This window comes from Gynurincola endophyticus, from assembly GCF_003991195.1.
In the GTDB taxonomy this organism is placed as follows: Bacteria; Bacteroidota; Bacteroidia; order Chitinophagales; family Chitinophagaceae; genus Gynurincola; species Gynurincola endophyticus.
The window spans coordinates 137,423-152,468 of sequence record NZ_RCWL01000004.1; the positions used below are offsets into that span (position 1 = coordinate 137,423).

The window sequence follows — 15,046 nt, forward strand, 5'->3', positions numbered from 1 at the left end:
AAAATAGCCTGTTTGTCATTTTTGTATTATTTCTCAGTGCCCGGTGCTTTCTTTGTATCCTTACTCCCTTTTTTTAGTCTCCTGAATTTCCTGTTCAATTCTTTTCCTGATATCTATTTTGGCTTCGGTAAAACTGAAAATACCGGTTCTGTATTCTCTGGCGTATGGGTTGGCAATTGAGTCAACCAACATAGCTGTTTCAAAATAAGGAGCAGTTATTTGTAGCTCTTTGTTATCGTGATCATAGTCCTTGACACGGATCAGATTAACATAGGGTTTTGACAGATCAAACCAATTAACATAGTCAGCATTAAAAGAATGAGCTCTGACACCCGCTTTGGTATAATAATTTATAGCACCTACCTGTCCATAATTATCACAAAGCACCAGGGTATTGCCGGAGGGAGCAATAGCTGTATAGAGGCTGTCTACTTTATGTGCCAGTTCACGCCAGCCGAGCATATCGGCAAAGTCTTGCGGTAGTGAATGATCTTTACCATCTTCCCATCTTAACAGGCCTAATTCTTTATATTTTTCAGTATGCTGAATAATGTATTCAGGTGTTTTATTTGGATAAGATACATCAAGAATCGGAATAAAAAACAATACCGGAACGGCTATACTGACTGATTGCCAGAAGGGTGTCCATTTCTTTTTAAACAATACCGACAAGGCCACCGATCCGAAAGCTATATAGATGGGATACAAACCTATAGCATAGTACCCTTTCGCTCTAAAGTATAAAAATACTGCTAATGTAAAAATAAACGACCAGGCAAAGTATTGGTACTTCCTGAATGGCTTATATAAGATGAAAGCAATAAGTGCCGAAATCAGTACAAAGAGGGAGCCGATAAAATAAAACAACTGACTGGAGAGAAATCCTGATCTTTTCACATGTACCAATTGTCTTTCCGACAATTCTTTCATATGTTGAAAAACCGGAAAATCATTCTGGTATTGCCAGATAAGGTTAGGAGATACAATCAGTAATCCCAATAATGCGGCTACATACAATTTAGGTACTGCAAACACCTTACGTTGTTCTGTTAATAGCAAAGCAGGCAAGAAACCTAAAAGTAGAAATACTACATTATATTTATTCAAAAAGCCGAGTGCTAAAGTTATAGCAGCTATAAATAGCCATTTAGTATTTTTAGAATTGGTATATTTAATAAAACTATAGTAAAAGAAGGTCCATACCAATACATCCAATGAATTGGGCTGGTACAAAAGATTGAGTCGAGGTAATACGGAGAAAGTAATACAAACGGCTCCTAAAATGAGGGCAAACAAATTACCTTTCAGCTCCTCAATAGCTTTCCATACTACCAGCATAGTAAGTGCTCCGAATAATGCGGGGAAAAACCTGATCCAGAAAATAGAATTCCCCAGTAATTTTATCACCCATGAAATCCATGAAGTGACCGGAGGCACAGACATATATCCCCATGCTAAATGATTAGCCTGATCGAGATGCAAAAACTCATCTCTATGCAAATCATAAACAGGATCTGTCAGATTATATTGTAGAATAAATTTGAAAAGGATAAAGCCGGCTAGTATCAGATACTTTTTATTCATTGGTATATTTCATACATAAAAAAATAGACATATCCGGTTGATGGATATGCTATAGTTATGGACGCAGTGACATAAATATAGTAAAGAATTTTTAGATTCCAAACACCTGCAACAACGCCGGTTTATCCGACACCTAATCTGCCGGTAAAATCATTTTCAGGATCGGATAATTCATTCCCATTCCGTCTTTTTCAGTTCTTTGATATACCATAAAGCCTAACCGTTTATAAAAGGCTACTGCGGCGGTATTCTGTTCATTAACATCTACTTTATGAATGTGTAACTCTTCTATTGCATATTCCATTAGTTTTTTACCCAAACCCTGTCCAAAGTATCCGGGTGAAAGGAAAAGCATTTCTACCTGCTTTTCGTCTACGCCGATAAAACCTGCCAGCTCATCATTGTTAAACAGGCAAAATACCTGCAACTGTGTGAAGTCGAAAGATTGTAACATGTCACGGATCGACTCGAAATCTTCACGCCGCAAAAATTCATGAGTAGCGATTACAGAAGCTTCCCATACCTGTAACAGGGCTGTTTTGTATTGATTGGAATAACTTCTTATAGAAAAATCAGACTGTTGCATATCGGGTAGTTTGCACAAAGATGCTTTAATTCGGTGAAAGGAAAAATAATGCAGGTGTATGGCAAACTTAATATAAGAATAAAATGAAAAGGCCTATTCTAATAAAATACAAAAAAATATACAATTTATCAAATAGACATAATCACCATATGTATCTCTTTAAAAAATACACAATTAACGTTAAAAGATGTATTTGTTATTACTTTCCTGCTGATCGCTGACAATAAAAGCTACCGCGTTGAATTAATAAACCATTTTATAGCCTATTCCTCTGACGTTAATAATTTTTACCTGTTCATCAGTTTTCAGATATCTTCTCAATTTTGAGATAAACACATCCAGGCTTCTCCCGGAGAAGTAATCGGTATTTCCCCAGAATCGTTCTAACAGTTCATTCCTGCTTAATGATTGATTGGTATTAAGCAATAGCAACTGCAAAATATCTGCTTCACGGGATGTTAGTTGTATCACTTTATTATCAACAATCAATTCTCCGCTAGGATAAGCAAATGTATAGGAACGAATTTTCCATTGGTATTGATCATTTTTACTTTGAACTGGTATATATTCTTTTCGCAACAGGGCTTTCATGCGCACTTCCAGTTCAGCCATACTGAATGGCTTTTTGAGGTAATCATTACCACCTTCTTCAAACCCTCTTACAATATCTTCCGTTTGAGAACGGGAGGTTAGAAAAATAACGGGTAAAGTCACACCATCTGAACGGATATTTTTTAACCAGTCGAAACCATTTCCATCTGGTAACATCACATCCAATACAATAATATCAAAGTCTTGTTCACTCAATATTGCCGAAGCCATTTTCAGTGTACTGACATGAGTCACTTCAAACAATTTTGTTTCGAGTGTTTCTTTTACTATTTCAGCGAGAAACAGCTCGTCTTCTACAAACAATACTTTATTTAAACTCATAGTGGCCAATATAAGATAACGGTGGTTCCTTTATTTTCTATACTTTTCAATGAAATTTTTCCGCCATGTGCTTTTACGATTTGTTGTACATAACTCAACCCTAAACCATGCCCTTTCACAGTATGCCCGTTTTGCGGAACTCTGTAAAACTTATCAAAAACATGTGTTACAGCAGTTGATTGTATGCCTATACCCTTATCGGTACAGGAAATACAGAAAAAATCTCCTTCTTTGTAACAACGGACATTTATGATAACATTCTCTGGCGAATATTTAATCGCATTGTCAAGAATATTCATGACAGCCTGTGTAAAGAGTTGTTTATCGGCATTGACTGTATCGGCATGATCATCATTTGTTAAAGTATACATTATTTTTTTGTTCGACGACAATATTAATTGCTCCATCACATCTCTTACTACAATATTTACGTAAAATTCTTCTTTTGAGATGTTAAGACTCGTTTTTTCGTATAAAGAAATATTCAGAATATTATCAACCAGTCTGCTGAGCCTTTTGAGTTCATTACTGGAATAATATAAATAACGTTTTACTTTTTCGGGTTCTCTGATTACCTGTTCGTTTTCTAACGCTTCAACAGCAGCAGAAACGGTAGCAATTGGCGTTTTCAATTCATGTGTAATGTTATTGATGAATTCATTCTTAATCAGGCCCAACCGCTTTTCATTCAAAAATGCCCGCACCAGTAAGCCGATACAAAAAGCTACCAGAATAATTAACAATAAAGACCCGGCCAGTACCCATTTCATTTCACCGATTACAAAATTTACGGGATTATTAAAAACTGCCCGTACGTACCTTTCGTCCTGATTCCACCATTTATAGGTGGTGAACGATTTAGTCACAACATATCCGGCACTTTTGAGTGAATCGTTCTGGTCGATATGATTCAGCAAACTATCAGCCGGTCTTGTATAAAAATAATAAGGTGTAGAAATGTTACGCTGCCGCAGGTACCGGTCGAAAACAGGCCGCAAACGATTGGTATCAAACCCGTATTCCTTTACTTTATCGGATACAAAATGCCCCAACGACTGTATCCGGTAATAAACCACATGATTTTCCAGGTCTTCTGAACGTAATGCGTGTGCATATGCTCTGGCTATCTGACGTTTATATGCCGTGTCGTCCTTTCTTAAAGAGTCTTTGAATTCGATTCTGCTGAAAGAGGTATAATCTTTCCTGTTTTTAGCATCATACACATTAAAGACCATTGCAATTTCTTTGAAACGCGTACTCTCTATGATAAACTGGTTGGTATCCATTAACTGCTCCAACAGCAGTTCCTCGATCGTATCACAGCGTAGCTGGAAATCTTTCTTAATAGCATCTTCATACGCCAGATTCACTTCCCGCTCAAAATTGAATATCGATACCCGGTAATAATTATTCACCCAGTAAAACTGCAACAGGATCACTGAAATAATCGACACCAGACAGATTACCAACAAAAACCGGGTATTTTTAGCCATCTTACAAATTTAAGGATTCAACCTGTTCTATTCCTTCGCTTAACATACGATAACATAGATTAGGTTATCTTAATACTTCCGTACCTGATTAGCCCTGAAATTTGCATAAAAAGATATGAAGAAATGTGTTTTATGGATGGTTTTATTGCTAACTACCCTACTCTCCTATTCCCAGGAATCCGTATTATCGCAAGGAAGTCGTTTTCCGGACATACTCATTACCAATATATCCAATGCGCCGGTGAGAGACTTCAACCTGCATAAAGAAAAGAGCTCTAAATACTATATCCTCAACTTTTGGGGTACCTGGTGCAGCCCTTGTATTCCGGAAATGGATTCATTATCGGTATTATTAAAAAACAATGCAGATAAAATAGGCATCATTGCTATCTCCGACGATAATGAGGAACGCAAAAACAAATACCTCAAAAATAAACCGTCGAAAATATGGCTGGCTACCGATACCAGTTACACATTATATAAAATGTTCAATTTCGCGTTTGTAGGACAAAGTGCCATCATTGGCCCTGATAAAAAAGTGGTAGCATTGGTGAGAACCGATTCTATTAATCAACAGCTGCTGGATAAGCTCTTTAAGGGTGAACCTGTTAAAATGAGTGCCGGTATTCGGGAAGCAGCTATCAAAACAGATGACCCTTTCGGAATTGATAGTCTTACACAACATAGTTTTACATTACGCGGTTATTTGAAAGGACATCGAACAATGGGGCGTATGCCTAAAAAAGGAGTTTACGGGAACAGAAGAATCAGCTATTACAACATTACTATCCGTTCGTTATATAGAACAGCTTATGAAATCAAATCGCATAAAGCACAGGAGTTTTATGATGAAGGAGTAACAGAAAAAGATATTTCTGATTATGAAAATAAAAATACGCTCTATTGTCTCGATTTATTAATTCCTGAAAACAGCCACGAAAAATTACTCGATGTACTGAAAAAGAAGTTAAATGACCACTTATCAATTAAAGTAAGACAAGAGCAAAAAGAAATTGAAGTATATGTATTAAAACGAATAAATGCTGATTCATTTAAAATACCGGTATCTACTGCTGAAGAAAGTATGTTTGGGTTTAGCGGCAGAGGGTTTGATGGCACGAAAAACACCCTCAAAGAATTTGCAGAAGAATATCTGTCGAATGAACTAGGTTTACCGGTGGTAGATGAAACAGGTTTGACCGGGTTTTATGATATCAAAACCAATGTTGAACAAAGAAACAGAGCCGGCATCATGCAATCGATTGAGCAATTAGGATTGAGCGTTGAAAAAACAACACGGTTGATGCCTGTAATATATTACTACAGATAACTTATATTTCTATTAATAAAAATTTAAAAGCATATTATCACTCTGAAACTTGTGAATTAGTATAATAAGCGCTACATTACAAATAGTAATCATTATTTGTAATGTAGTTTTAAAGAATGAAGCATAGCATCAGTTTTTATATTACCCTGTTCGTCATAAAACTCAAAGGTTTAAAGAAAATATTCAGCGAAAACCCAATCAATTATAAACAACTGAGGAAGGAGGATATTCATTCTCCGGGGCATTCTTTCTTCAACCGATCTGACAGATCCCGCCGGTTTACAATATCAAAAACTACCATTACAGAAGTAAAACAACCGATACCATCAAACCGACTGTTGATTTTTTTACATGGCGGTGCCTTGGTATACGGTCCTGCTCAACATCATTGGGATAGTTTGAAACAAATTGCCGGAAAAACCAATTATGATGTATGGATGTGTGATTACCCTAAAGCTCCGGAACATACCATCTCTGAAATTTCAGCGAATATCGATCAGGTATACGAACGGGCGTTAGAACAGTATGCAGCATCTGATATAACTCTGGTAGGAGACTCAGCAGGAGGTACTTTGATTATTACACTCATCCAAAGAATAATTAAGCAAAACAAATTATTACCTGATAAAATGCTGTTGATTTGTCCGGTAGTGGATCCGGCTTTTACGAATCCGGCAATTACAGTCATTGATCAAACTGATGCTGTTTTATCACATGCGGGTGTTTTAAGTGCCAAACGGATGGCTGCGGAAAACAATCAGCTGAACGATCCGCTTCTGTCTCCCATCGTCGGATCATTTCATCATTTTCCAGAAACGATTTTATTTATTGCAGAAAATGACATTACCTATCCTGATCAGTTATTAATGATTAAACAACTGGAAAAAGAGAATATTAATTACACGGTTGTAACAGGAAAAGGAATGCCGCATATATGGCCGTTGTTGCCATTCATGAAAGAAGCAAAAGTGGCTATGAAGAAAATTATACAGTTGCTGAATGTTTAAAAAGAAGCATTAAGATTAAGAAGCTTCTTCCGATTTGATTTATCCTATTTGTTAATTACAATTTAAACATGAAGAGAATGAAGTTGAAAAGCGAATGAAGTACTGTCTTATGCACTGTTTTACCTTTATACCTTTATTTTCTTCATGTTTAAATTCCTTTCTCAAACATAGGAGAAATTTAGAAACGAATAACTTTTATTTCCATAATTCCTTAATGCTTCAAACTAACAAAAGATTATTATTCACCGCCTATAGCAGCATATAAGTTAATCAGTGCACCTATTTGTTTCAGTTTTAAAGCAGAATAAGCTAATTCAGCCTGAAAATAGCTTTGTTGTATGGTTAACACTTCGAGATAGCTGATTTCACCCACTGTATAAGCGTAAAGCGCTTCGTCAACGGCAGCACTAATGGCATTTCTTCTATTCGTAATTTCGATCATTTGCGTTTCAGTTAATTCAAGGTTGCTCAATTCTGTACTGACTTCTCCCACAGCTGTTACTACAGTATTTCTGAATTGATGTACGCTGGCTTCTCTTTGATGTTTTGCCTGTTCGTAGGCGGCTTTGATGCGTTTTTTATTGAACAAAGGTTGAGTTAATCCACCGATCGCATTTGCAAACAAAGAAGATGGTATACTAAACCATTCAGAAGCTTTAATACTGTTTAACCCACCTTGTGCGGTTATAGAAACAGTCGGATAAAAGTTAGTTTTAGCAATACCTAATTGAGCATTGGCAGCAATCAGCGCGTATTCGGCCTGGTTCACATCCGGGCGGTTGCCTAAAAGGCCCGCAGGAACGCCTGCATCAAACTTCTTTGCAGAAGGTTCAAATATATCAGCTCGCAATACTGCTGCCGGGTAATTGGCTGAAAGAACTTTCAGCGCAATTTCCTGCGCACGGATACTGGCCTTTATTTCAGGAATCAATGATCTTGTTTCAGCTAATTGTGCTTCAGCCTGTTTTACAGCTACCGATGTAACATCCCCTACTTCATATTGAGTTTGCAATATCTGCATCGTTGAATCCATTGTTCTTTCCACCTTTTGCGCAATCTGAAGTTGTTCATCCAAACTCAATAAAGAATAATAACTCAGCGCAGCCTGTTTGATTAACTGTACTCTTATACCTCTCCTTGCTTCTGCCTGACTCAGATAGTTTGCAAGCGCTTCTTCTTTCTGCTTTTTAATGCGGCCCCACAAATCAATTTCCCACGACAAGGTAGGCCCGAATGTAAAATCTTTAAAGGTCAGGTTTTGTACAAACGAACCAGTTAAGCTGTTCTGAGAAAGTCTTTGCAAACCAAAATTCAGCTGAAGGTTCAGATCAGGCAGATAATTCAGTTTTACCTGTCTGAGTGTTTGTTCTGTAATCAGTATATTTTCTTCGGCAACTTTCAGATTCAGGTTATTCACAATAACAGAATCTAACAAACTCACTAAATACGGATCTTCAAAAAAGGTTTTATATGCCGGAATCGTATCTACCCGTATTAAACTGTCTGCTTCATATGCAGTAGGTAAATTCATTTCAGGACGTTTATACTTCTCCCCCACCACACAACTTTGCAGAGCGATGGCAGTAATTATAATAATACACCCTAATATATTAATGCACTTCATGTTGGATTTTTTTGGTAGACACTTTCTCTTGTAATGTCTGAAAAACAATAAATAATACCGGAATAATAAATAAACCGATGATTACACCCGACAACATACCACCTGCAGCACTGATACTGATAGATCTGTTACCCATTGCAGTTTCTCCTTTCGATAACATTAAAGGAATCAAACCGGCAATGAAAGCAAAGGAGGTCATTAAAATCGGACGTAAGCGTAATTTTGCAGCCGACATTGCAGCATCAAAAATAGTTTTACCAAGTTTTCGTTGCTGAATGGCAAATTCCACAATCAGAATCGCATTCTTCGCCAATAACCCTACCAGCATCACCAATGAAATCTGAACATAGATGTTATTGTCTATACCCATTACACCGGTAGCAATGTATACACCCAGAATACCTGTTGGCAGTGATAACATAACAGCCAGCGGTAACAAATAACTCTCATACTGTGCTGCCAGCAGGAAGTAAACGAAAATAATGCTCAAACCGAAAATGAATACCATCTGCATTCCTGCACTACGTTCTTCCCTGCTCAACCCTGCATACTCGTAACCATATCCTTTAGGCAGATGCTCAGCCAATACTTTGTCGATAATCTCCATCGCTTTACCGGTACTGATACCAGCAGCAGCATTCGCATTTACCGTGATACTATTGAACAGGTTAAACCGGTTAATTACTTCAGGTCCGTACACCTTTTTCAATGTTACCAGTGTACTGATCGGAATCATCTGATTCTTATTATTTCTGATCATGATATTATCGAGCGTACTTTCGTCTTTCCGGTAATCAGCGTCAGCTTTCAGATTTACACGGTACAGTTTACCAAAACGGATAAAATCCGTTGTTTGCGACCCTCCCAGATATAACTGCATGGCAGTCATAATTTCTCTCGGATTTGTACCCAGTAATTCAGCTTTATCTTCATCAATAATTACTTCATATTGCGGATAATCGCTTCTGAACATGGTGAATACGCCGGCCAGCTCGGGTTGCTGATTCAATTCGTTAATTACATTATAAGTAATTTCACCTAACTGTTCAACACTTCCTCCCGTACGGTCCTGAATCACAAACTCAACACCACCTACCGTACCAAAACCTTCTACTGCCGGAGCTCTGAAGATTAAGAATTCAGCTTTTGTTTTTTTGGTTACCTCTTCCTGCACCATCATCAACAGTTCATCAATGTCTTTTACCTGTGTTCTTTCTGACGGTTTTTTCAACTTAATAAACGCAAGCCCCGTATTCGGTGAAGTAGAATAACTGAATATATTAAAACCTGTAATCACATTGATACTTTCTACTTCCGGTATTGATTGAATCACATTTCTGATCGTATCCATTTCAGCCTGTGTATACTGAATGTTCGTACCAACCTGCATGGTTACTACATAAGTGAGGAAACTATCATCCTCAGCAGGAATAAATCCTTTCTGAGAATTTTGCATCAGGAAGAATGCCGCTAAAGAAACTGCCACTAACCCTCCCATGGTTAACCAGATTCTTTTACCTAACACACTCAGAACTTTGATATACTTTCCGGTGAAACGGTCGAATGAAGTATTAAATGCGCTGGCAAAACGGGCACCAAAGCCTTTTTTTGTGCTATGTTCATCTGCCTCATGATTTTTTAACAGTAAGGCACATAAGGCCGGGCTCAGTGTTAATGCATTCACCGCTGAAATAAGAATAGCAATAGCCAGTGTGTAGGAGAACTGTTTATAAAAAATACCTGCCGGTCCTTCCATAAATCCTACTGGTAAAAATACCGCCGACATAACAAGCGTAATTGAAACGATCGCACTGCTGATTTCTCCCATCGTAGACACGGTGGCCTTGAGTGCTTGATCGCGCGTGGCCGACATTTTTGCGTGTACAGCCTCCACTACCACAATGGCATCGTCTACTACAATTCCAATAGCCAGCACTAAAGCAAATAAGGTTAATACGTTTACGGTAAATCCGATCAGGTACATAAAGAAGAATGTACCGATAATTGATACCGGAACGGCAATTGCAGGAATGATGGTAGATCTGAAATCCTGCAGAAATATAAATACAACTATAAATACCAGAATAAATGCTTCAATCAGTGTACTTTTCATCTGATTAATCGAGGCATCCATCTTTTCTTTTACGTTTTGTAATACGAAATACTCCACCCCATCAGGAGCATCAGCCTGAAATTGTTCCATTACCTTCATTACTTCTACGGCAATTTCATTGGCATTCGAACCACTTGCCTGTACTACACTGAAAGCAATAGCAGGTAATCCGTCAGCTTCGGTATCTGTAGCATAAGTTGAAACTCCAAACTCAATCCGGGCAACATCGGTTAATCTTAAAATGCTACCATTCGGGCTAGACTTAATCACAATTCGTTCAAAAGCTTCAGGATTATTGAGTTTACCTTTATACTTTAATACGTATTGAAGTGGCGCATCAGATTCTTCACCGAACCTTCCGGGCGATGATTCAAAGCTGTTATTGTAAATTGCATTTTCTACATCAGAAGGAAGTATATTATTATTAGCAAGTTTTACCGGATCAAGCCATACTCTGATCGAATAGTTTTTTTCGCCGAACAGATTGATATTACCCACTCCCGGAATTCTTTTAAGCTGAGGAACCAGATTAATGTTGGCATAGTTCTGTAAAAAGGCTTCATCAAACTGTTCAGGTTTGGTACTCTTAATACTGAGAATGGCAATATTACTGGTTTGTTGCTTGGTCGTATTCACCCCTAAACGCAATACTTCCTGTGGAAGCTGACTGTTGGCCTGTGCCACACGGTTCTGCACGTTAACAGCTGCCTGATCAGGGTCAACATTCTGCTTAAAAATAATGGTAATAGAAAAGCTACCGTCATTCGATGAATTAGAGGTCATGTATTGCATGTCCTCTACCCCGTTAATAGCTTCTTCCAGAGGAGTAATAACACCTCTTAAAACACTTTCGCTGTTACCTCCCGGATATACACCGTAAACATATACTGTAGGCGGAGCAATTTCCGGAAACTGTGTCATCGGAATACGAATAATTCCTACAATTCCGAGTAATACCAATAAAATTGATATTACGGTTGCCAATACGGGCCGCTCTATTATTTTCTTTAACATCGTCTGTTTGTCAATTTTATTTTATTGTAACTGTTGCCTTTTCCGGAACTTTAGCCAGTTCGGTAGAAACTATTCTGGTTCCTGGTTCAATTCCACTTTTTACCAGGTAATAATCACCTGATTTCACATAATCTTTTAATGGCATTCTTGTTACTACATTACTATCATTTACTATTCCGATAAATACTTTATCCTGAATATCTACAGTTGCTAATACCGGAATTTTTACCACCTGTGTTAAAGTATCCGTCAACAATATCTTTCCGGTATTACCCGAACGAAGAATTCCATTCGGATTGGCAAATGATGCACGTACCGGAATGGAGGCTGTTCCTTTATCGTACTGCCCGTCAACTATATCAATTTTACCTGTTTTTTCATATACGGTTCCATTCGCTAATCTCAAAGAAATAGTTCCGTAATTTTTCAGTTTTTCTATCAGGCTGTTTCCTTTACGGGTAGCCACCATATCCAGAATCTGAACTTCCGGAATGGAGAAATAAGCATATACGACATCTACCTGAGAAAGAGTAGTTAATGCCTGAGCATCTGCCGGACTCACCAATGCACCGATTCTGTTAGGAATTCGTCCAACATAACCACTCACCGGAGCTTTAACAGTAGAAAAACCAATATTTAAATCAGCAGAAGCAACCAATGCTTTTTGTTGTTCAATATTGGCTGTTGCTGATTCATAGGCTGCCTTTGCTTTCTGGTATTGAAAGTCAGAAACGATTTTCCGCTCGGTAAGCTTTTGATACTTTTCTAATTCAAGCTGAGCATTTTGTAACTGTGCATTAGCCGCACTCAATGCAGCAAGCGCAGTATTTTTCTGTTCCTGATATACACTGGCATTAATTTTAAAAATGGGCTGACCTGCTTTTACAAAAGCGCCTTCATCCACATAAATTGTTTCGATGTAGCCACTCACCTGCGGCCTTAATTCAATATTTACCTTGCCCTCAATCTGGGTAGGATATGATCTTTCAAAAGGTAAGTTTTCAGCTGTCACAATGATTGTTTCAACAACAACCGATTGCTCTTGATAACTTGAAGCCTGATTACCGCCATCTCCGCAGGCCGTAATCAGTGTTGTAATAATAAAGCCAAATGCTATCACACTTTTCCACGATGATTTCGTCAATGTATTTCTATTCATTTCATTCTTTTTTGCAATGCGTACAAATGTAATATTTAAACTTTCCGTATTGAATGAAGTTTTACTCAAACGGTAAAAATCAAAACTGAACTGTAAAAATAGTGGTTTAATACCGGGCCTGGTTGACAGGGAATCGCAAATGGAGAATTGAGAATTAATAATGGCCACGCAGTTGTTGAACTGATATTGTTTGTCGTATTCAGTTATAAAGAGTTATTATACACTTTCAATTTTCCAAACATAGTAGAAGTGAAGCTAATAATGAGGCATAAATCAGAAGTCCATCCAATGCTTTAACTGATTGGCTTTTTCGCGGCTTACAATAATTTCTACAGAAGTGTCATTTTTTATACTGACCTTCAATTTGCCGTTAAAGTAATTATGGATATGCTGAATAGAGTTAATACCTACAATAAACTGGCGGTTGGCTCTGAAAAAAACTTTAGGATCCAGTTGTTGTTCAAGTTCTTCCAATGTGAGGGGAATAATTTCTTCCGTACCATCTAACAGGCGGGCACGGGTAATTTTCAGGTCTACATAAAAATACAGAACATCGTTGACCAGTAAAGTTTTGTAACCGTCTTTAAAAGAAAGTAAAAACCTGCTTCTATAGTCTTTCGGTTTGAAGAAATCCATTAAACCCGCTAAAGAAACAGGTTGTTCCTGTGCTTCACAACAATATTCAAGTTTACCAATAGCGCCACGTAAATCATCCAGCTCAACGGGTTTTAAAAGGTAATCAATGCCATTATATTTAAATGCTTTGATCGCGTACTCGTCGTAAGCCGTGGTGAATACCACAGGACTTTGGATCGTTACTTTTTCGAAAATCTCAAAACTCAATCCGTCAGAAAGCTGGATATCCAGCATAATTAAGTCAGGTGTTTTGTTACACTGAAACCAGTTTACCGATTCTGAAATACTTTCCAGAACTGCCAATATATGTACTTCAGGATTAATTTCATAAAGCAATCGCTTTAACCTATCAGCATTAGGTTTTTCGTCTTCAATGATAACTACTGTATAACTCATAACTTAATTAAAGGTAAAATAACTTTAAATATCTGTTCATCACGGATAATCTGGGGTTCATTCAGGGTTAAGAGTGCATATCGATCCTGGATATTACTGAGTCCGAACTTGGAAGAATTCAGCGGATTGCCGATAGGCGCCAGTGTATTCTCTACCACCAGTTCATTCTGAGCATTGGTATATATATAAATTTTAAGTGGATTTGTTTTTACAGTTTTATTGTGTTTCAGTGCGTTTTCTACCAACAACTGAAGCGTTAACGGGGGAATTCCATTGGTAACCACATCGGTATTAACATTAATGCTGAATTCTACGCGATTACCGAAACGGTGTTTAATGAGCTTTATATAGGCATTCAGGAATTTTAATTCTTCTTCGAGTGAAGTGAGGTCTTTTTTTGAATTCACTAAAATATAGCGGTAAATTCTGGAGAAGTTTTCTGCAAATTCATGTCCGGCTTTCTGATCTTCCAGAATCAGCTCAGAGAGTACACTGAGGTTATTAAATACAAAATGCGGGTCTATTTGCAACTTCAAAGCTCTAAGCTCAGCCTCAATAGCGTATTGATTCATTTCAGCAGCTCTTACAGCCTCATTTTTCCAGTTTCTGATCAGAAAGCTACCGGTGTTGATTCCTACGAGCATCAGGCTTACAATGGTACTTAAAACAAACCACTGCATTTCACTTACAGCTTGTTTTCTGAGCATTTCAGGAGTATCTGACTGAATCGCCTCACTACCACAGGTAAAAGCAAAAAGATAGCTAAAGAAAAAACTCAATATCCACACGAGAATAATGACACAGGTCACTTCAATAATCAACCGTTTTCCGGGCTGGTCTTTCCATGGAATATAACGGTTGAGCTGGTTACCCACATAAATGCATATCTCTGATACGATAATACAGAATAGTAGTGTAATACCCGAATCAAGCAAAAGGTACCAGATGGGCTGCTCCAGTATATTCATCCAGTAAGAGTCAAACGGGTCCATCATAAAACTTACCACGTTTAACACCACGAATGCCAAGAGCGGAAATACGATCCGCTTCCATTTATTTTCTAATATACTTTCACGCCAACTGAGCAAAATAATATCTTTTAACTGTTTAGTGCCTGATGCTAAACTGCAAAACTAAAGTTAGTTATTGAGGTATTTCAAAATGTTTTTCT

General features: G+C 37.7%; 11 protein-coding genes. 2 read left to right on the forward strand and 9 right to left on the reverse strand.

Features of this window, described 5'->3' with window-relative positions:
- Positions 1 to 60 precede the first annotated feature (60 nt).
- From D9O48_RS09560 to D9O48_RS09575, 4 genes are all read right to left on the reverse strand, one after another.
- Positions 61 to 1,584, reverse strand: coding sequence for an ArnT family glycosyltransferase (locus D9O48_RS09560; RefSeq protein WP_126972744.1), 1,524 nt, complete (start codon positions 1,582 to 1,584; stop codon positions 61 to 63).
- Between the two features lie 133 nt (positions 1,585 to 1,717).
- Positions 1,718 to 2,170 (reverse strand): GNAT family N-acetyltransferase, encoded by a 453-nt coding sequence (locus tag D9O48_RS09565; RefSeq protein WP_126972745.1) that lies wholly within the window; start codon positions 2,168 to 2,170, stop codon positions 1,718 to 1,720.
- 243 nt (positions 2,171 to 2,413) lie between these two features.
- Entirely contained in the window at positions 2,414 to 3,103 is a 690-nt protein-coding gene (locus tag D9O48_RS09570) for a response regulator transcription factor (protein ID WP_126972746.1), read from the reverse strand.
- Positions 3,100 to 4,596, reverse strand: coding sequence for a sensor histidine kinase (locus tag D9O48_RS09575; protein WP_126972747.1), 1,497 nt, complete (start codon positions 4,594 to 4,596; stop codon positions 3,100 to 3,102). Before D9O48_RS09575 ends, D9O48_RS09570 begins: the two co-directional genes overlap by 4 nt.
- Before the next feature lie 115 nt (positions 4,597 to 4,711).
- On the opposite strand from D9O48_RS09575, the gene D9O48_RS09580 reads away from it, so the two are divergent.
- On the forward strand, positions 4,712 to 5,926 hold the full coding sequence (locus tag D9O48_RS09580) for a TIGR03435 family protein (protein WP_126972748.1): 1,215 nt from the start codon (positions 4,712 to 4,714) through the stop codon (positions 5,924 to 5,926).
- Between the two features lie 116 nt (positions 5,927 to 6,042).
- Complete coding sequence (locus D9O48_RS09585; protein ID WP_126972749.1) at positions 6,043 to 6,933, forward strand: alpha/beta hydrolase fold domain-containing protein; 891 nt, start codon at positions 6,043 to 6,045, stop codon at positions 6,931 to 6,933.
- Between the two features lie 238 nt (positions 6,934 to 7,171).
- On the opposite strand, the gene D9O48_RS09590 is transcribed toward D9O48_RS09585, so the two are convergent.
- The 5 genes from D9O48_RS09590 to D9O48_RS09610 form a co-directional block, all read right to left on the reverse strand.
- Complete coding sequence (locus tag D9O48_RS09590; RefSeq protein ID WP_126972750.1) at positions 7,172 to 8,557, reverse strand: efflux transporter outer membrane subunit; 1,386 nt, start codon at positions 8,555 to 8,557, stop codon at positions 7,172 to 7,174.
- On the reverse strand, positions 8,544 to 11,684 hold the full coding sequence (locus tag D9O48_RS09595) for an efflux RND transporter permease subunit (RefSeq protein WP_126972751.1): 3,141 nt from the start codon (positions 11,682 to 11,684) through the stop codon (positions 8,544 to 8,546). The genes D9O48_RS09590 and D9O48_RS09595 overlap by 14 nt, the downstream gene beginning before the upstream one ends.
- Before the next feature lie 16 nt (positions 11,685 to 11,700).
- Complete coding sequence (locus tag D9O48_RS09600) at positions 11,701 to 12,843, reverse strand: efflux RND transporter periplasmic adaptor subunit (RefSeq protein ID WP_126972752.1); 1,143 nt, start codon at positions 12,841 to 12,843, stop codon at positions 11,701 to 11,703.
- Positions 12,844 to 13,116: 273 nt separating this feature from the next.
- Complete coding sequence (locus D9O48_RS09605; protein WP_126972753.1) at positions 13,117 to 13,875, reverse strand: LytR/AlgR family response regulator transcription factor; 759 nt, start codon at positions 13,873 to 13,875, stop codon at positions 13,117 to 13,119.
- The gene (locus tag D9O48_RS09610; protein ID WP_126972754.1) at positions 13,872 to 14,870 is read right to left on the reverse strand and encodes a sensor histidine kinase; all 999 of its coding nucleotides are present in this window, start codon (positions 14,868 to 14,870) and stop codon (positions 13,872 to 13,874) included. The genes D9O48_RS09605 and D9O48_RS09610 overlap by 4 nt, the downstream gene beginning before the upstream one ends.
- Positions 14,871 to 15,046: the final 176 nt, after the last annotated feature.

What these genes read in the sequence shown, in the direction of transcription:
- D9O48_RS09560 (WP_126972744.1), bottom strand. Translation starts at nt 1,584, where the DNA reads ATGAATAAAAAGTATCTGATACTAGCCGGCTTTATCCTTTTCAAATTT.
- D9O48_RS09565 (WP_126972745.1), bottom strand. Translation starts at nt 2,170, where the DNA reads ATGCAACAGTCTGATTTTTCTATAAGAAGTTATTCCAATCAATACAAA.
- D9O48_RS09570 (WP_126972746.1), bottom strand. Translation starts at nt 3,103, where the DNA reads ATGAGTTTAAATAAAGTATTGTTTGTAGAAGACGAGCTGTTTCTCGCT.
- D9O48_RS09575 (WP_126972747.1), bottom strand. Translation starts at nt 4,596, where the DNA reads ATGGCTAAAAATACCCGGTTTTTGTTGGTAATCTGTCTGGTGTCGATT.
- D9O48_RS09580 (WP_126972748.1), top strand. Translation starts at nt 4,712, where the DNA reads ATGAAGAAATGTGTTTTATGGATGGTTTTATTGCTAACTACCCTACTC.
- D9O48_RS09585 (WP_126972749.1), top strand. Translation starts at nt 6,043, where the DNA reads ATGAAGCATAGCATCAGTTTTTATATTACCCTGTTCGTCATAAAACTC.
- D9O48_RS09590 (WP_126972750.1), bottom strand. Translation starts at nt 8,557, where the DNA reads ATGAAGTGCATTAATATATTAGGGTGTATTATTATAATTACTGCCATC.
- D9O48_RS09595 (WP_126972751.1), bottom strand. Translation starts at nt 11,684, where the DNA reads ATGTTAAAGAAAATAATAGAGCGGCCCGTATTGGCAACCGTAATATCA.
- D9O48_RS09600 (WP_126972752.1), bottom strand. Translation starts at nt 12,843, where the DNA reads ATGAATAGAAATACATTGACGAAATCATCGTGGAAAAGTGTGATAGCA.
- D9O48_RS09605 (WP_126972753.1), bottom strand. Translation starts at nt 13,875, where the DNA reads ATGAGTTATACAGTAGTTATCATTGAAGACGAAAAACCTAATGCTGAT.
- D9O48_RS09610 (WP_126972754.1), bottom strand. Translation starts at nt 14,870, where the DNA reads ATGATGGACCCGTTTGACTCTTACTGGATGAATATACTGGAGCAGCCC.